Annotated in this window: 10 protein-coding genes; 4 read left to right on the top strand and 6 right to left on the bottom strand. The window is 53.2% G+C overall.

Translation table 11 applies throughout. The features are described 5' to 3' along the window. Positions 1 to 3 precede the first annotated feature (3 nt). Both C5610_RS02720 and C5610_RS02715 read left to right on the top strand, forming a co-directional pair. Positions 4 to 2,889 carry an NfrA family protein gene (locus C5610_RS02720; RefSeq protein WP_158682644.1) on the top strand — a complete coding sequence of 962 codons (2,886 nt, stop codon included), beginning with the start codon at positions 4 to 6 and terminating at the stop codon, positions 2,887 to 2,889. Beyond that, positions 2,811 to 3,701 (top strand): DUF4434 domain-containing protein, encoded by an 891-nt coding sequence (locus C5610_RS02715; protein ID WP_105305782.1) that lies wholly within the window; start codon positions 2,811 to 2,813, stop codon positions 3,699 to 3,701. The genes C5610_RS02720 and C5610_RS02715 overlap by 79 nt, the downstream gene beginning before the upstream one ends. On the opposite strand, the gene wecB is transcribed toward C5610_RS02715, so the two are convergent. From wecB to C5610_RS02690, 5 genes are all read right to left on the bottom strand, one after another. Then, positions 3,631 to 4,764, bottom strand: coding sequence for a non-hydrolyzing UDP-N-acetylglucosamine 2-epimerase (gene wecB, locus C5610_RS02710; RefSeq protein ID WP_105307682.1), 1,134 nt, complete (start codon positions 4,762 to 4,764; stop codon positions 3,631 to 3,633). The two genes, C5610_RS02715 and wecB, sit on opposite strands and share 71 nt — an antisense overlap. 228 nt (positions 4,765 to 4,992) lie before the next feature. Continuing rightward, positions 4,993 to 6,708, bottom strand: coding sequence for a sodium:solute symporter family protein (locus C5610_RS02705; RefSeq protein WP_105305781.1), 1,716 nt, complete (start codon positions 6,706 to 6,708; stop codon positions 4,993 to 4,995). Between the two features lie 6 nt (positions 6,709 to 6,714). Further along, on the bottom strand, positions 6,715 to 6,981 hold the full coding sequence (locus tag C5610_RS02700; protein ID WP_105305780.1) for a DUF4212 domain-containing protein: 267 nt from the start codon (positions 6,979 to 6,981) through the stop codon (positions 6,715 to 6,717). Between the two features lie 685 nt (positions 6,982 to 7,666). Next, positions 7,667 to 11,116, bottom strand: a complete 3,450-nt coding sequence (locus C5610_RS02695) for a PAS domain-containing hybrid sensor histidine kinase/response regulator (RefSeq protein ID WP_105305779.1) — start codon at positions 11,114 to 11,116, stop codon at positions 7,667 to 7,669. A 78-nt stretch (positions 11,117 to 11,194) separates the two neighbouring features. Beyond that, positions 11,195 to 11,827, bottom strand: a complete 633-nt coding sequence (locus C5610_RS02690; protein ID WP_105305778.1) for a response regulator transcription factor — start codon at positions 11,825 to 11,827, stop codon at positions 11,195 to 11,197. A 578-nt stretch (positions 11,828 to 12,405) separates the two neighbouring features. Between C5610_RS02690 and C5610_RS02685 the strand changes: the two genes are divergently transcribed. Then, a complete protein-coding gene (locus C5610_RS02685) occupies positions 12,406 to 14,100 on the top strand; it encodes an alkaline phosphatase D family protein (RefSeq protein WP_105305777.1) in 1,695 nt (564 codons plus the stop codon). Between the two features lie 487 nt (positions 14,101 to 14,587). Continuing rightward, positions 14,588 to 16,930 carry a TonB-dependent receptor gene (locus tag C5610_RS02680; protein ID WP_105305776.1) on the top strand — a complete coding sequence of 781 codons (2,343 nt, stop codon included), beginning with the start codon at positions 14,588 to 14,590 and terminating at the stop codon, positions 16,928 to 16,930. A gap of 478 nt (positions 16,931 to 17,408) precedes the next feature. Here the strand turns inward: C5610_RS02680 and acs are convergent, their stop codons facing one another. After that, a complete protein-coding gene (gene acs, locus C5610_RS02675; RefSeq protein WP_105305775.1) occupies positions 17,409 to 19,349 on the bottom strand; it encodes an acetate--CoA ligase in 1,941 nt (646 codons plus the stop codon). Between the last annotated feature and the right edge of the window lie 161 nt (positions 19,350 to 19,510).

Raw genomic sequence — 19,510 nt, 5'->3', positions numbered from 1 at the left:
GTTATGAACGGCACCCTAGATCTGCCCGGTAGACGTTCTACTATGATCACCAAACGTCTTGTTTTGCCAGCACTTATTGCACTGTTACTGGCCCCGGTAAACGCAGCTCAAAATTCCACTGAGTTACTCAGCGGTCTTTCAGAATATCAGCGCTTTAAAGCCTATCCTCGGGTCGACATGGCTTATCGGCTGGTCGCCGAGGATCGTATCGCCGACGCTATTGTCGAAATTGAAAAAGCACGCGAAGCCATTCCACTCTACCGGCCGCTGGCACACTATCATGCCAACCTCCTGTTACTTGAACAGCGTTACCTTCGCGCGGCTGAGGTTGCCGCTCAATTTCCCGACGATGCCGAGTTAACCGACTTAGCGGCAGAAGCCTACAAGCAATATGCACTTAGAGCATCGACCGGCGCGGAAGATATGATCAAACTTGCCAGTCGATTACCTGTTGCTGAACGTGACGCGTTGATTCGCTTCTTTGTCTTCAACCACCAACAACTAACCAACCGCGAATTAAAAGCGCTTTATGAGTTGATCCCGGCAACGTTAGTCACTAGCGATACAGCGATACTGTTTAACCAACGATTTATCCAACAAGGTGACCGCACCGCCGTGTCTCGCTACCAACAACGAATTTGTTCCGCACGAAGCTGTAACTATCCCGAATGGCGTGCACTATTCATGGCTTACATCGAACAACAACAATTTGATCAAATTCAGCAGACCTTGAAGCGACTGCCTGAGCTCCGTCCCCGGCTTATCGACGACATTATCGAGCGAATGGTTGCACGCGGTCATTATCAGAGTTTGCTCACCGTATTGGCACCCTATATCGATAACAACTCGTTGACGCCTTCACAAGTCGCCAGGCTTTACACGGTCGCCCGTACGCTTGGCGATCAGGTCATCTCACAACAGTTGTTAGCGCAATCCGATCTGTCATGTGCCGAACGAGCGCAGCAGCAACACGAGCTTGGGCAAACCGCCGCGCTTCGAGAAACGCTCACCAACTGCCCGGTTACCGCTGAAAATGCTAAGCAGCAATTACTGCTGTTAACTGAAAACCGGATGTATGAAACGTTGGCGCACAAACGATTCGATGACGAGAAGCTGATAAAGACGCAACGTTCGGCCTTAGTAGATCACTATAACAGCAGCAAAGATTGGTCTCGGTTGGTCGCGTTGTTGTCACCTTTTCCGTTGGATCAACTGACCGCCAACGAGCGAAGGGTATTAGCAACAGCGCTAAAACAACAGCAGCGTGTTGATGATGCCAGTGATGTCGTGGTGGCGAATTGGCAACTTTCAAACGTGCCCTCCGACCTTGAACTTGCCACCTACTATTTGACCGAACAGGGGCAATACCAACGCGCACTGGCATTAATTTCCGCAGCGCTTAACGAACAGCCTGATTTATTCGACCGTTCAACGTCTCTGCGCGAGAGAGCGCAATTCATCATTGATACTCAGGTACTCTCACTGACTCCTGAACAGCGCTCACTTTTTGCATCCCTCGATCCGACCAGTGATATTTTGGTTAATGCTTTGCTGAGAAATAACGCCTGCAGTGAGGCAATGAGTCTCTATGCAACCGTATCGGAAGCGTCGAAAGATGCGATCACCTTCAATTGTGAAGCGGCCATCGACAAACGACTCGCGCGATTATTGCAGAACCTTGAAGAGCGGCCTGCCAGTCAGCAGGCAGAAGCCGCATTTCTGCTTATTGCACAGCAGGACTACGAACAAGCCGATGCCATTATCGTTGGTATCGAAGACTGGCAGGAACAGTGGCTATTGGTTGACGCACGTTTGTCGATAGCCGCACAACAAAACAATAAAGAGAAGCAACGACAGCTGTTTGCCATCGCCGACCAATTTTACGACCGAGTCGCAGAAACCGCCATTCGTAAAGCTTATTTTTATTACAGCGAGGGAGACTTTGTCGCATCCGCTCGGCAATTTAACGTCGCCTTTAATAACGACAGCGGCACACAAACAACCGCCAACCTGGAGCAAGCTGCTTACGCTAACCTTTATATCGATAAAGATACGGAAGCAAAAAAACTGCTGACTAACAGCCTCGAACAACGCCTTAACCACGTTCAGACAACAGAACATGAAGACGTCGCTAAAGCACAACAACTCTACCAAGAAGTCGACTCTCCCTGGGGCGTAACACTAGCCGGCTGGGTTGGTGACAGTTCTGCGGTGTCAGTAGTCACGGCCAATGACTTTCAAGCGGACTATTTTTTGAACGCCGAGGTCAGCTACAATCTTAACTACGACAACCGCGTTGGATCCGACATAAGTCTGGCTGTCGCAACGCTTTCCGGTGGCGAAAACACCTTTTTTGACAATGAGGAGCTTGATTTTCACTTAGCCTGGCGCCCCTGGAGCGACCAACAAGCCGTTGCGCGGTTCGGTATCCGACACAACTTCGACAGTGACAATTCACGTACCTACATCCGCGCTTCTTACGACCCGCTACAAAGCATGGCTAAGGCAAAATCGTGGTCACAAGACCATTTATGGCCCTCGCAAAGTCTGTTCTTAGATGCCATATACTACATTGATAGTGGAACTTACGGTGGTTACGCCCGCTACAAACCGAGTTATGATTTTGCCGGTCGTCAGCGGTTGTTTTATCAGGGTAGTTTCTATCCGTTTGTGCAGTATCAGTTAACCAATGACACGTTAGCGAAATCGACACTGTCAGACACGCGTGCCGGTCTCGGTATCAGTAGCCGCTCCCGTTGGGGGAAAAATCGCTACCGAGGTTATAACGTATTTCTGGAGGCATCATTAGAATGGCAGTACGTTATCAACAGCGATATTTCAAAAGAAAACGACAATGCTTTGCTGCTGCGTTTTGCGCTCTATTACTAAACGCCTGCGCCAGCAGTGTCGCCGATACCACCAACGGTTGGGAGAAAGGCATTTTCTTCCAACCGTTGCATCAAGATGCCTATCTCAGTGATGCCTACTGGTTCGATCTTACTGATTATTTAAAGCGCGTTGGCATCCGCCGCGTCTATGTGCAATGGACACGGCACGATAATCATCGATTCCAATTCCCCGATAATTGGCTATTAAGACGGCTTAAATGGTTGGACAAGGACTTTGAACTGATTATCGGCTTAGACGCAGACAGTCAGTATTTTGAGTTCATTAATGAAAGCGCCGACAGTCGGTATTTTCAAGCTTATATTCAACAAAACAAAGACTGGCTGAATGAGCTGAGCAACCTAACTAACGCATTGAATATCCATGTTGACGGATACTATTTTCCCGGCGAGTTTAATGATTCCGCCTTGTCTGACCAAAACTTCCTGAATCACGTTACGCGCACCTTCTCACAATGGCAACAGACGCTCAGTACCCCCATCTACGTGAGCACCTTTTATAGCGGTAAAGTCAGTCCCGAGCACTATCGTAAACAGCTTTTACAACTGCAACAATCAGGCATTCGTCTGCTGCATCAGGACGGTGTTGGCACTCAAGCCGTAGCGGCGACACTACGAGCTAGCGTGCTAAAGGCCATACCCACGCAAACGGCAGTGATCAGAGAGCTGTTTGAATACCAGTCAGGCACCTTTGCTCCTCGTTCTAATACTGACATAGAGGCAGCTATTGCTGCAGCAACAGATTCGGATGCATTTTTTTCGCTACGCTATCTGCCATTAACAAAAAGTGAATAATTCGCTGACAGGCGCGCCCGTCGCCGTACGGGTTGTGCGCGCGTGACATATCGGCATAACATTCGGGACTCGTCAGCAGCGTGCTAACGTGATCAATGATCGCTTTAGGATTTGTACCAACCAGCTTAACCGTCCCTGCCACAACAGCCTCAGGTCTCTCGGTGGTATCGCGCATCACCAGCACGGGTTTACCCAGCCCCGGAGCCTCTTCCTGGATGCCGCCACTGTCAGTCAACACTAAGTAGCAACGCGCCATCAGATACACAAACGGCTCATAGCTCAACGGCTTGATTAAGTGAACATTAGAAATGTTACTCAGCATCGCTTGCACAGGCTTTTGCACGTTTGGGTTTAAATGCACCGCGTAGATAAAGTCTACCTCTGGAAAGCGTTCAGAAAGTCGCTTAATGGCGGTACAAATATCATCGAAACCCTGACCAAAATTTTCCCGCCGGTGACCGGTGATCAACACAAACGGACGCTGGTGTGGATCAATCCGCAAACCGGCTTCCATTAATTGCTGTCGTATTTGTTGCTTTAATTGCGTTGAACCAGCAATTTTTGCTGTAACCCACTGCAACGCGTCAATCACCGTATTGCCGGTAACCACAATATTCGTCGCGGCAATTCCCTCACGCATTAAATCCTGCTTGTTTCGTTCGGTTGGCGCAAAATGGTAAGTCGCTAAACGTCCGGTCAACTGCCTATTCGCTTCTTCCGGCCAGGGCGACATGAGATTGTGTGTGCGCAGACCCGCTTCGACATGGCCCACAGGAATACGAGCATAAAATGCAGCCATCGTGGCGGCAAAGGTTGTTGCGGTATCACCGTGAACCAATACTAAATCCGGCTTCGCATCGTTCAACACCTGTCGCATCCCCAGCAATACCGCTGCGGTGATATCAAAGAGGTCTTGGTTCGCGCGCATGATATCCAGGTCAAAGTCGGGCACGATATCAAACAAGCTGAGCACCTGATCGAGCATTTGTCGATGCTGCGCAGTAACGGCAACCAGCACATCATATTGTTCATCGGCTTTCAGCGCTTTCACCAACGGCGCCATTTTAATCGCTTCGGGCCGTGTACCAAACACCAAGAGAATCCGTCGTTTAACTACCACAATGCACCCGCCATAGTCTGTTTTGTTGTTAATTAAACAGTAGACCAGAAGCGGAAATATACAATACGGTTGAAATAAAATATCGGTGGGTAAAAACGCAGCGTGCGCCTGAGGCGCACGTTACGAATAATATGTGGGGAAGGTAAAGTGCGCCAAAGGCGCACGATACGTTTAATGGTCAGTCGCTGCGCCAGCACCTTTCGGGTAGCGAATTGACTCAACCAGCTCCTGAATGTCTTCAGGGGCATCACCGGTCATTTTGTGGACAATGGTAGCGACCACAAAGTTGATGATCATACCCAAGGTACCGATACCTTCCGGCGAAATACCAAAGAACCAGTACTCCGGTGTGTTCAGTTCAGGCGAGATGAACTTGAAGAACACGATGTACGAGAAGGTAAACAGAATACCGACAACCATACCCGCTACTGCACCTTGACGGTTCATGCGTTTATGGAAGATACCCAGAATGATCGCAGGGAAGAAGCTTGCTGCGGCTAAGCCGAAGGCAAAGGCCACCACCTGCGCCACGAAGCCGGGCGGGTAGATACCAAAGTAGACCGAAATAAATATCGCGATGGCCGCCGCCAGTCGGGCGTAGAACAGCTCCTTCTTGTCGGTAATGTTCGGCATCAAGTTTCGTTTCAGCAAATCGTGCGAAACCGAGGTCGAGATAACCAACAACAGACCTGCGGAGGTTGACAGCGCGGCAGCAACACCACCGGCAGCAACCAATGCCACTACCCAGGCCGGCAAGTCGCCGATTTCCGGATTAGCCAGTACCATGATGTCACGGTCGATGGTCATTTCGTTGCGATCATCGCCCGAATAGAACATCTTGCCGTCGCCGTTTTTGTCTTCCCAGGTGATCAGACCGGTTTTTTCCCAGTTCTTGATCCAGCTTGGTGCGTTTTCATATTCAACACCCTGTAGGTCAGGACCATTAATGGTGTTAAAGATGTTCACTTTGGCGAACGCAGCGATGGTTGGTGCAGTCAGGTAAACGACTGAGATGAAGGTCAGAGCCCAGAACGCTGAACGGCGTGCATCACGTACTTTCGGAACGGTGAAGAAGCGCACGATAACGTGTGGCAGACCCGCGGTACCGACCATCAGTGCAGCGGTAATAAAGAACACATCCACTTTACTGCGCACACCTTCGGTGTATTCGGCAAAGCCGAGTTCAACCGACAAGCCATCCAGTCGTTCCAGCAGGAACTGTCCGGAGCCCGGTACCCCATCGGCAATGGTACCGCCGAAACCAGTTTGCGGCAGCACGTGACCGGTGATCAAGAGTGACAGGAAAATCGCCGGAACGATGTAAGCAAACATCAGTACAATGTATTGCGCTACCTGTGTATAGGTGATGCCTTTCATACCACCCAATACCGTGTAGAAGAATACGATCACGGCACCGATGATAACGCCGGTAGCGATATCGACTTCCAGGAAGCGCGAGAACACCACCCCAACACCACGCATCTGGCCTGCAATGTAGGTAAAGCAGATCAGGATCGCGCAGAGTACCGCGATGGTACGTGCTGTTTGTGAATAGTAGCGGTCACCGATAAAGTCCGGCACGGTGAACTTACCAAACTTACGCAGGTAAGGTGCAAGACACATCGCCAGCAGTACATAACCACCGGTCCACCCCATCAGGTAAACCGAGCCGTCATAGCCTGCAAATGCGACGATTCCCGCCATTGAGATGAAAGAAGCCGCCGACATCCAGTCCGCCGCGGTTGCCATACCATTGGCAATGGGGTTAACCCCGCCGCTGGCTACGTAAAAGTCGTTGGTTGATCCGGCACGAGACCAAATTGCGATACCGATATATAACGCGAAGGTCAGGCCGACAATGATAAATGTGAGCGTTTGAATATCCATAGCGCACTAGTCCTCGTGAACTTCGTATTTATTATCGAGTTTGGCCATGCTCCGTACATAAATGAATATGAGCACGATGAAGGTAATGATGGAGCCTTGTTGCGCGAACCAGAAACCCAGCTTAAAGCCGAAGAATGTGATTTCGTTCAACACGTCCACGAGCAGTATTCCAAAGCCATAGGATACGATAAACCAGACAACCAGGAGCTTTAGCATTAAGCCCAGGTTCTCTTTCCAATACGCTTTGGCATCACTTTCGTTTTTAAATGCCATAAACGTCCCCTCTTGTTTGTTGATAGTTATTGTCGAACGTGATTTGTTGTTCGCTAACAAATGTAGATGGGGTTGTTAATAAAAAGAATTGGACTTTGGTCTAAGAGCACACCCTTTGGGTGCGCTTGGCGCCCCTGCGGGGCTTGCTGGGCGCCGCCGTTGGCGGCTTGCTTGGCAGCGCGCTGCTGCGCGCTTTGCTTGGCGGCTTGTGGCTTTGCCACTCGCCTTGCTAAACAAAAACTGGGCGGCTTGTGGCTTCGCCACTTGCCTTGCTAAACAAAAAACTGGGGGCTTGTGGCTTTGCCACTCGCCTTGCTAAACAAAAACTGGGCGGCTTGTGGCTTCGCCACTTGCCTTGCTAAACAAAAAACTGGGGGCTTGTGGCTTCGCCACTTGCCTTGCTAAACAAAAAACTGGGGGCTTGTGGCTTCGCCACTTGCCTTGCTAAACAAAAAACTGGGTGGCTTGTGGCTTCGCCACTCGCCTTGCTAAACAAAAAACTGGGCGGCTTGTGGCTTCGCCACTCGCCTTGCTAAACAAAAACTGGGCGGCTTGTGGCTTCGCCACTTGCCTTGCTAAACAAAAACTGGGCGGCTTGTGGCTTTGCCACTCGCCTTGCTAAACAAAAACTGGGTGGCTTGTGGCTTCGCCACTCGCCTGTTTTGTCGCGCAGCGACATACAATATCAACGCGAGGATATATATTTTAGCAGGGCTTTAAGCGATGCCGGTTTAACCGGTTTGGGCAGGAAGTGCAGTTTTGCCTGTCGGGCTGCTTTTTTCACATTATCATCACGCATTGCCGTGACCAGCGCTCCCGGTAGGTTGTCCGTTTGCCAGATATGCCGCAGCTCGTGCACCAACGCCAAACCATTGCCTTCGCCCAGCTGATAATCGAGCAGCAGGCCGTCCACCGCCGGTTGCGCTTGTGCATAAGAAACCGCCTCCGCATAACTGCGGCAGGTAACCGCACGACATGCCCATTTTTCCAGCAATGCGCTGACTGCGTTTAAATTTTCCTGATCATCATCCACCACCAGTAACGTCAGCTCGGTGGTCGGTGTTTCATCGGCTTTATACTGAGGCTTATGCACCACCTGTGCCGCGTTGCCCAGGGGTACCGTCACCGAGAAACACGAGCCCTTGCCTTCGACCGAGGCGATCTGCAGTTCACAGCCGAGTTGTTCGCTCATCCGTTGTGCCACACTCAAGCCCAGACCAACGCCTTCAACGTTCTGATTCTGGATCCGGTAAAACGCGTCAAAAACTTTGTTCTGTTGCTGTGCCGCTATGCCCGGACCGGTATCCCACACCGCAATCTGCAGGTAGTCACCGCGTTTGCGCACGCCCAGCAAGACCTTACCCTTAGGCGTGTATTTAATCGCATTGGATAAAAAGTTCTGCACAATACGCCGTAAATACGTCGGATCGGTGTACACCGGACGATCGTTAAAAAACGCCTTGAATTGCAATTGCCGCTGCTCGGCCAACACCGTGTATTCCTCAACCAACGGCGCCAAAATCGAGCTGAGCTGGACATGACGAAACTGTGGCTGCAGTGCGCCCTGATCCATTTTTGCGATCGACAGCAACGTCGACAATAAGTGCTCCGTCGAGCCCAGAGCGGTGTCTAACTTGCCAACCAGGCCAAGGTTGCGCTCGGATAATTCCTTCTCGTCAATGGCCGACAAATACAGCCGGGCTGCGTTTAGTGGCTGCAAAATATCGTGGCTGGCCAGTGCTAAGAAGCGTGTTTTCGAGGCGTTAGCGGCTTCCGCTTCCGCTTTGGCTTTTTTCAGTTGCTCTTCGACCTCACGACGGCGATCAATCTCCGCCGTCAGTTCCTGATTGATCTCACGGATCTCCTGGGTACGGGTATCCACCCGCTGCTCCAGATCAATATTGGCATCTTCCAGCGCCTGCTGCGTTTCGACGTGTTCGGTGATGTCGGTAAAACTGGTCACAAAACCACCGCTGGGCAATGGATTGCCCACCATCTCGATAACCCGGCCATCGGCGCGGCGGCGGATAAAGCGGTGCGGTGAGCCCATCTGCATGTAACGTAAGCGCTTACTGACCAATTCATCAATATCGCCGGGGCCACACTCACCGCGTTCTGCGTTGTAGCGGATCAAAGTCGCAATCGGCTGACCCGGCTTGACCATGCCCTCGGGGTAATCAAACAAATCCAGATAGCGGGCATTCCAGGCCACCAACTTAAGATCGTTGTCGACCACACTGATGCCCTGTGCCAGATTCTCCAGCGAGCTGAACAAAATCGACTGCTGGGTCTGCAACGCCTGAGTGGTGTCATCAAAAAAGTGCACTACTTCTTCCAGGTTCAGTTGCTTGTCTCGTAGCGCAGCCTGGATCAGCGAGCGCGCGGTAGCTGAGCCCAATACCCCGGCAATGGCGCGTTCAACGTACTGGATCAGCGCCCGGTCAGCCACCGCTTCGGCCCGCAACGACTGACTCTCGTCCGGCGCCTGATAATAAGACATCAGTTGTTGAGCCCGCTCGGCGCCGAGGAAGGTTTTCAGCAGCAACATCATATCGGCGTTGGTGGCGTGATGATTTTTGTGCAGGTTATTATCCGGCAGTTCAGCGCGCGGTTTCACAAAGGCCGTCGCCTGAATGCGGTCGACCAGCCGCGGCTGCGCCATCATTGAGAAGGCGATATACGCAATCAGATTCATACTGAGCGAAATCACCGTCCCGCGCGTTATGATTTCAACGTCCGTGGCCGTCGCGGTCGAGTACAACGGCACCAGTACCGCAACCACCCAGCCGATGGATCCGGCCGCCAACCCGGCATAAACACCGCGGGCATGACCTTTGCGCCAATACAGAGCGCCGAGCAAACTTGGCAGCAACTGCAACACCAATGAAAACGCCAACAGACCGATACTGACCAAGTCGGTACGGGAGGCCCAGAAGTAGTAACACAAAAATGACAACGCCATGGTCACGGCGATCGCCCAGCGGCGGAATTTCAGCAAGGTTCGGTCATACTCGCGGCGGCGTTCTTTTAACGGTAGCCGGGATTCCCGTTGCAGCAGGATCGGCATAATGACGTCGTTGGTTACCATGGTACTTAAGGTAACCGACGCGATGATCACCATCGCCGTTGCCGCCGAAATACCGCCGATAAAGACCACCAACGACAACCATAACTGGTCCTGCAGCAAGGGTAACTGCAGCGAAAAGGTCGAGCCATCAGAGCCCACCGGTAGAAAGTAAGTACCCGCTACCGCAATCGGAACGATAGCAGCCGCGGTGACCGCCAGATACAGGGGAAAGCCCCAACGTGCCGTTTTTAAATGTTTAACATTAACGTTATCCACCACCGCAACGTGAAACTGACGTGGCAGACAGAGAATGGCACCGGCGGCCATAAAGGTTTGTACGATAAACTCAAACTCGCCAAAGGCAGCCAGGCTCCATTGCGGTTTTTCCGGCGAACCGAAGGTCTGCACCATTTGGTACTGCGTGTCGGTGCTGATCAATTCCCAGGCGAAAATACCGGCAGCCACCAGCGCTGCGAGTTTTATCATTGACTCCACCGCGATCGCCAGAATCATGCCGCTGCGGTATTCGGTCACCTCGACATGCCGGGTACCGAACAACATCGCAAACAGCGCCATCAGCGCCGCCGCACCGAGCTCCTTCAGTGAAAACTCACTGACCACCGAATCGTTTTCAGTCAGCACCGAAAAGCTTAACCCTACGGCTTTCAATTGCAGCGCAATGTAGGGCACGATGGCCAGCGCAGCGATGGTCGTAACGACAACCGCGAGCCGGCGTTTTTTGCCATAACGGGAAGAGATAAAGTCCGCAATCGAGGTGATGTTCTGCTGTTTACTGACCGACACCAGTTTTTCCAGCACCTTGATGCCGAATAAAAACAACAGAATGGGGCCAAGCAGGATCGGAAAAAACGCCCAGCCCTCATTGGCGGCGTTACCGACCGCGCCGTAATAGGTCCAGGAGGTGCAGTAGATGGCCAGTGACATGGCGTACACAAACGGCCGATGGCTGAGCCGATTGGCCCAGGAATCTTTCTGGTCGCCCCAACTGGCAATGGTGAACAAAAACACCACATACAACAGCGAAGCCAGCACCAAAATCCACGTCATTGTTCGTTATCCATCCTTCGTAGCTTGCGCCTTTGGCGCAAGTTAAGCATAACCTCTCCGCCGTACCCGGGGCACGAGTTACAACTGCAGGCGTTCAGCGACGAGTACTGCCTGGGTACGGCTGTATACCCCGAGTTTACGGAAGATGGCGGTGATGTGTGCTTTCACCGTGGCTTCGGTAATATTCAACTGGTAGGCAATTTGTTTGTTCAACAGCCCTTCGTGCAAGAAATGCAAAACCCGGTATTGCTGCGGCGTCAGTTCCGACACCTTACGCGCCAGTTCCTGATCCTCATCGGTAATGCCATCCAGACGACCACGGGTTTCTTCCGGCACCCAGGTATCGCCCTGTAAAATGGTGTCGATCGCTTCGGCAATTTTTGCCGATGACAGCGATTTAGGGATAAATCCCAACGCCCCAAAGCCAATGCATTTGGCAACAATTGATGCGTCTTCTGAGCCCGAGATGATCGCCACCGGTAACAACGGAAAGTCTTCCCGTACCCGAATCAAACCGTACAGATCACCGCTGCCGGGCATATGCAGGTCCAGCAACAACAAGTCGACATCGTCATCCTCGTTCAGCGCCGCCAGCGTCGAGTCCAAATCCTCAGCCTCGCGCAGCGTCAGTTCCTCAAAATGATTCCCCAGCGCTCCCTGCAGCGCTTCGCGAAACAACGGATGGTCATCCGCGATCAAAAATTTAGCCATAATTATTCTTATACTCGGTTCGTTAGCTATAAGCTACCCAACTTAAGCCGCGCACGCAAGCCAACGACGGGGAGTGAGGCCGTAAAGTGAATGGCTCCCCTTGCGCCTTTGGCTGTAGCTTGCGCCTTTGGAGCAAGGGGGCGGCAGCCGTGACAAGCAGGCTTTACAGGCTCTGTTACCCCCGCGGCAGGGGGACGCTACAAGCACATCCGTGTGCGCTTGTCTCAGGCCATCCCTGGCCTTCGACACCCCCTGACACGGGGGCAACAAATCCTGTGCCTGCTTGTCACGACTTCCGCAAGTTGACCGCAAAGTGAGAACGCGCGGCAGAGTTTGAGGGGGGTTGACCAGGAATGTTGGAGGCCATGGATGGCCGGAAACAAGCCCACACGGATGTGCTCGTGGCGGTTCCTGGTCCCCCCCTCGAGCTCTGGCAGGAGCGGGCTTGCTTTGCGGCCTTGCGCCAAAGGCGCAAGCTACGACCAAAGACGCGAGCCACGGCTGTGATGGTTTTGTCACACCTCTGTCATGCAAGCGTTTTAGTGTAGTGATTATTTTGTTGGAAAAAGGATAGCCCCATGAAACCGGTGAATCGTCGTCAATTTCTGAAACTCATTGCTGGTGCGAGTGCTGCGGTAACGGTATCAACAGCGCTTGGCGGCTGCAGTTCGCTCAGCGGCGGTAAACGCCCGGACCATGTGCAGTTTACCCACGGTGTTGCCAGTGGTGACCCCACCACCTCGGCGCTGATGCTTTGGACTCGTGCGGTACCGCAAAATCGCAGTAACAACAGCGCTCGGGTCGGTTGGGAAGTGGCACGCGACCCGGAATTTAAGCAACTGCTGCGCTCGGGGACGGCGGTAGCTCAGGAAAATCGTGACTTTACCGTTAAAGTCGATGTGCAACAGCTTCCCGCCGGTATCACCCTGTACTATCGCTTTCTCGGTGCTGAACAAACCTCGCCGGTCGGGCGCGGTAATACCATTCCCAAAACCGGCATCGATAGCCTGAACATGGCCGTTTTCTCCTGCTCCAACTACCCGGCTGGTTTTTTCAATCCCTACCACCATGCGGCACAGGACGACAGCATCGATGTGGTATTACACCTCGGTGATTACATCTATGAATACGGCGCCGGCGGTTATGGTTATGACGACGCCGTAGAACTTGGGCGAACCTTCCCCGCTGATAACGACCAAGAAATCATCCACCTGCAGGATTACCGTCGCCGCTACGCTTTGTATCGCCAGGACCAGGGGTTACAGGCGTTGCATGCTCATGCGCCTTTTATCGTGGTCTGGGACGATCATGAGATTACCAACGACACTTACCTCGACGGTGCGCAAAACCATCAACCAGAAACCGAGGGCGATTTTTATCAACGTCGGGCCGCGGCGATTCAGGCGTACTATGAATGGCTGCCCATTCGCCCACCCAAAGGTGACGCCAATCTGCAAATCTATCGCAGCTTTACCTTTGGCGAACTTGCCCACCTGATCATGCTGGACACCCGTATCATTGGCCGTGAAAAACAGCTGGCGTACGCCGACTTTATGGATCCTGCCACTGGCGAGTTTGATCGTCAGGGGTTTCAAGCGGCCATGGCCAGTGATCGCAGTCTACTCGGCAAGCCCCAATTGCAGTGGTTGATCGAGCAATTGCAAGGTTCTGACGCCCGCTGGCAATTATTAGGGCAACAGCTGTTAATGGCACGCATGAATTTCCCTGCGGCGATCATTGGCAGCCAGGATCGCAGCAAAGTAGCACCGCAGTTGTTGCAAGCGGCACAACTCAAACAGGCGCGCCAGCGCGGGCAGTCGCTAACCGCCGAACAACAGCGTTTTATCGATACCCTAACGCCATACAACCTGGATGCCTGGGACGGCTATCCGGTCGAGCGCGAGGTTCTTTTGCAACAAGCACAACGGATGGGTAAAAAGCTGGTGGTGCTGGCCGGAGATACCCACAACGCCTGGCACAGCCGGCTGACAACCCGCGACGGTATCGAAGTCGGCGTCGAATTTGCCACCAGTTCAGTGTCATCACCGGGCATGGAATCCTACCTCGGCCTGGACGACGACACCGCCAAACAACTCGCCGCCGCCCTGCCGACCCTGATCGACGATCTGCAGTACACCAACCTGCATCAACGCGGCTACATGGTAACCTCCATTAACCGCGACGCCATCAACAACCAGTGGCGCTTCGTCGATACCGTAAAATCAAAAAACTACCAACTCGCCGCCACCCACAGCAGCCGCTACACCGGGTAGCTTGCGCCTTCGGCCGTAGCTTGCGCCTTTGGCGCAAGTCACCGGCAGCCGTGACAAGCAGGCTTTACAGGCTCTGTTGCTCCCGCGGCAGGGGGACGCTACAAGCACATCCGTGTGCGCTTGTCTCAGGCCATCCCTGGCCTTCGACACCCCCTGCCGCGGGAGCAACAAATCCTGTGCCTGCTTGTCACGACCTCCGCAAGTTGCCCGCAAAGTAAGAACGCGCGTCAGAGTTTGAGGGGGGTGACCAGGAATGTTGGAGGCCATGGATGGCCGGAAACAAGCCCACACGGATGTGCTCGTGGCGGTTCCTGGTCACCCCCCTCGAGCTCTGACAGGAGCGGGCTTGCTTTGCGGCTTCCCTTGCGCCAAAGGCGCAAGCTACTGCAATAATTGTTTCGTTGTTTTGTCACTGAGTTGGCGTTAAATCGTCACGGTTGGGTTTTAGAGTGCTGACATCTTTGCCAGGACTCAGGATGTCAAGACGATGAAAGTGAACTTCCCCCGCAATTATGTTACCCGTGCGCTGATTTTAGCGCTGCCTGTTTTTGCCAGTTTGCCGGCGCTTAGCCATGCGCAGGATGAGGCTGATAATGACAATCTCGAACGTATCAAAGTGACCGCGCAGAAACGCAGTCAATCAATAGACGAGGTACCCGCTAGTATTTCCGCGTTTGACGGCAAGCGGCTGCAGGAGCTTGGGCTGAACGAATTAGACATGCTGTCGGATCTTACCCCGGGGCTGGTGATTCAAGAGCAAAGTCCGAATAACCCCGGCTTTGTCATCCGTGGGATCACGTCGGACAGCGGTTCGTCACAAATATCACCGCGGGTTTCGATTTATTACAACGGCGTCGATGTATCGCGCTCGCGGGGTTCCTATTTTGAACTCTTTGACATCGAACGGGTGGAAGTGGTGAAAGGGCCGCAGGCCACATTATTTGGTACCGCAGCGGCTGTTGGTGCCATCAGCGTGATCACCAAAAAACCGGAGGATTTCGACAGCGCCGAGATTGCTGTTGGCGCCGGCAACGAAGGGCAACGCCGAACAGACGGTTATCTGAACCTGGCCGGTGATGAAGTCAGCGGCAGGCTGGCGTTCAGCTACCGAGAACGTGACGGTTACATCGACAATATCGCGCCCAATCAAGACGACATGAACGGTATCGAGCGAACTGGGCTGCGACTGTCACTGCGCTATCAGCCAACGGCTGCGATCACCGCCGACTTGATTTACAGCCACGAGGACAACAACGACACCGGAACGTCTTTCAAAAACGGTATCTACGCCCCCACCGGGGGTGACACCAGCCCGTTCAGTTTTGTTGAAATGACCAGTAGTCCATACTCGCTAAGCGTATTGGGCGATGACAAGCTGGGGCTGGAACGTACCATCGACGACGTCAATTTAACCCTCGACTGGCAATTGAGTCCGCAGACGACCTTTACCTCAGTAAGCGGTTATCGTGAATTTGACTCGCTGGAAGTCTTCGACGCTGACGGCACCCAGGCGTGGTTCCTGGAATTTGCTGAAGATGCCGAAGGGCAACAATTCAGTCAGGAATTTCGCTTCAGCCATACCCTGGACGATACGTTCCTGCTGTGGGGCGTGAACTACTTTACGGAAGACGGTTCTCAACGGGTGCCGTTCAGCACTGAAGAGTCCATCTACTTTAACTGCATTGGAGCGCTGGGCAGCGGCCTACCCTGCATTAATGCCGATGGCAGCGTAAACCAGCTGACCCCGGTACTGACCGGCGGCGCGCTTAGCGAGCTTCCTTACCAGGGCAACTATGTAAACTATGGTGATAATCGCTCATGGTCGGCCTTCGCTGATGTGACGTACGACCTGACCGATGACGTCACGTTATCCGCCGGCTTACGTTATATCGACGAAGATCGCGACAGTGGTTTTGCCGCCACCATGCCAAACAGTCAGTTACTGACGTTACTGGGCCAACCAACACAGCCACTGCTACCGGTCGTATCAACCAACGGACAGCGACTCTCCGGCAGCGGTTCCAACGACGCGCTGTTGCCGCGTTTCAATGCATTGTATGAAGTTAACGAAGACACCAACTGGTTCGCCACGGTATCAAAAGGCCAGCGTTCGTTTGTGGTGGATGTCAGCTCAACGCGCAACAATGATGGTGACGTCGTTGCCGCAACCAATCTAATCCCGGAAGAATCGATCTGGAACTATGAAACCGGTGTCAAAGGCTCATGGGCGGATGCGTTGCAATACAGTGCGTCGGTGTTCTATCAGGACTATTCAGACTTTCAGGTGACGTTGCAAGATGAAGCCGGTAATTTTTATACCGACAACGCCGGCGACGCTACCAACTGGGGAATTGAAACCGAGTTCACGGCCTATTTCTCGAAACAGCTGGAGGCCTTTGGTCACGTCGCTTACCTCGATGCGCAGATCGATGATGATGCCAACAACGGCCAGTTAGCAGGCAACCGCTTCCGCCTGCAGCCGGAATGGACTTCAAGCCTAGGGCTGCTGTTTGACGTGCCGATTAACTCGAACCTGATGCTGCGCAGCTCACTGGTCACCACGTATCGTTCGGAAATCTTCTTCGAGCCAGCAAATGCGCCTATTGCCGGCTTGGCGATAAAAGAAGACGCCGTCACACTGATAAACGGCAGCGTCGGCATTTATGACGACAGCAATGGCTGGAGCCTAGTGCTGAAAGGCAATAACCTGCTCGACAAAGACTACTTGGTCGACGCTGGTAACACCGGTGGCAGCTTCGGCAACCCAACCTTTATCGCCGGCCCCACCCGCCTGTTCCACCTGGAGTTCCGCCAACGCTTCGAATGGTAGCTTGCACCTTTGCCCGTAGCTTGCGCCTTTGGCGCAAGTCGCCGGCAGCCGTGACAAGTTGGCTGCAATGTAAGAACACGCGTCAGAGTTTGAGGGGGATTGACCAGGAATGTTGGAGGCCATGGATGGCCGGAAACAAGCCCACACGGACGTGCTCGTGGCGGTTCCTGGTCAACCCCCCTCGAGCTCTGACAGAAGCGGGCTTGCTTTGCGGCCCCCTTGCGCCAAAGGCGCAAGCTACGACCGAAGGCGCTTTACGACCAAATTACTGCGGTAGTGACAAGCAGGCGCAGGGTTTGTTGCCCCCGTGTCAGGGGGTGTCGAAGGCCATGGATGGCCGGAAACAAGCCCACACGGACGTGCTCGTGGCGTCCCCCTGACACGGGGGCAACAGAGCCTGTAAAGCCTGCTTGTTACTAGCGCTCCCCTTGCGCCAAAGGCGCAAGCGGCAGCGCACGAGGCGTGCCGGAGGCACGCGCTACTTGTTTTTGCGGTTTTCGATGAGGTCGTCGACGACGGATGGATCGGCGAGGGTTGAGGTGTCACCCAGGCTGTCAAACTCGTTGGCGGCGATCTTACGCAGAATGCGACGCATGATCTTGCCGGAACGGGTTTTTGGCATGCCGCTGGTCCAATGGATCAGATCCGGCGTGGCGATTGGGCTGAGCTCGGAGCGCACCCAATTACGCACTTCCTTGGTCAACTCGTCGGTCACTTCCACACCCTCAACCGGCGTCACGTAAACGTAGATACCCTGCCCTTTCAGATCGTGCGGATAACCGACGACAGCGGCTTCGGCAATCGCCTTGTGAGCAACCAGCGCGCTTTCAATTTCAGCAGTACCGAGACGGTGTCCGGAAACGTTCAGGACATCGTCCACACGACCGGTGATCCAGTAATAGCCATCGCTGTCACGACGCGCGCCGTCACCGGTAAAGTACACGTTTTTGTAGGTCGAGAAGTACGTTTGCTCAAAGCGTTCGTGGTCTCCCCACAACGTACGCATCTGACCCGGCCACGAGTCTTCAATAATTAACCCACCTTCGGCTTCGCCTTCCAGCTTATTGCCTTCGTTATCCACCAACGCCGGTTTCACCCCGAAGAACGGACGTGTTGCCGAGCCCGGCTTCAGATCCGTCGCACCCGGCAGTGGCGTGATCATGATGCCACCGGTTTCGGTCTGCCACCACGTATCCATGATTGGGCACTTACCGTTACCAATGCGCTGGTGATACCATTCCCAGGCTTCCGGGTTGATCGGCTCACCCACACTGCCCATGATGCGCAAGCTGTCACGGCTCGAGGTTTTCGCCGCTTCATCGCCTTTTGCCATCAGCGCACGAATCGCCGTTGGTGCGGTGTATAAAATGGTGACTTTGTGCTTATCAACGATTTCGCCGATACGGCCAACGCCCGGATAAGTCGGTACCCCTTCAAACATCACCGTAGTTGCACCGTTTGCAAACGGGCCATAAACGATATACGAGTGACCGGTAATCCAGCCGACGTCTGCGGCACACCAGTAAATATCTTCATCGTGGCAGTCAAACACGTACTCGTGTGTCATCGATGCATACACCATATAACCGCCGGTGGTGTGCACCACACCTTTCGGCTTGCCGGTTGAACCCGAGGTATACAGAATAAACAGCGGATCTTCGGCATCCATGACTTCAGCCTGACATTCGCTGCTGACGTCAGCAACCAGTTCGTGCCACCAGACATCGCGGCCTTCGGTCCAGCTCACCTGACCTTCGGTCACTTGTGCCACAATGACGTGCTCTAACGTCGGACAGGCGTCATCATCCAGCGCAGCATCGACGTTTTTCTTCAACCCAATGGTGTTGCCACCGCGGCGACCTTCGTCGGCGGTAATAATGGCTTTGGCACCGCAGTCATTGATGCGGTCGGCAATCGCGTTCGGCGAGAAGCCACCGAAGATCACCGAGTGCACAGCACCGATGCGCGCACAGGCGAGCATCGCATAGGCGGCTTCAGGCACCATCGGCATGTAAATTGCCACACGGTCACCTTTGCCAATACCTAATTTTTTCAGGCCATTAGCAAAACGGGATACCTCTTTATGTAACTCGCGATACGTGATGTGTTTGTCTACACTCGGGTCGTCACCTTCCCAGATAATTGCGGTTTTGTCCGCTTTATCCGCGAGGTGGCGGTCGACACAGTTGTAACAAGCGTTTAAGGTACCGTCCTCAAACCATTTGATATTGACGTTACCCGGTTCAAAGGTCGTATTTTTGACCTTAGTGTAAGGAGTGAACCAAGTGATGCGTTTACCTTGTTCACGCCAAAACCCTTCCGGGTCGTCGACGGACTGTTGGTATAGTTCTAAGTATTTGTCGTTATCAAGTTTTGCAGTTTGCTTAATGTGATCCGGCACTTTATAGAGTTGCGACATTACCACTTCCTCCTTATTCGCATGATGCATCTTTTGTACGTAATACCTGGGCTGAACACTATTAGACCATAGTCTAGATTGCGAAAATTTGAACAATTAACGAGAATTAATGGCGTTTATAAAGCTTATCTTAAGCACTAAAAACTTGGCTGACACGGGAG

The organism is Idiomarina sp. OT37-5b (genome assembly GCF_002968395.1).
GTDB classification, from domain to species: Bacteria; Pseudomonadota; Gammaproteobacteria; order Enterobacterales; family Alteromonadaceae; genus Idiomarina; species Idiomarina aquatica.
Note: the sequence above shows the minus strand (reverse complement) of the source record. Positions and strands in the feature narration are given on the sequence as shown.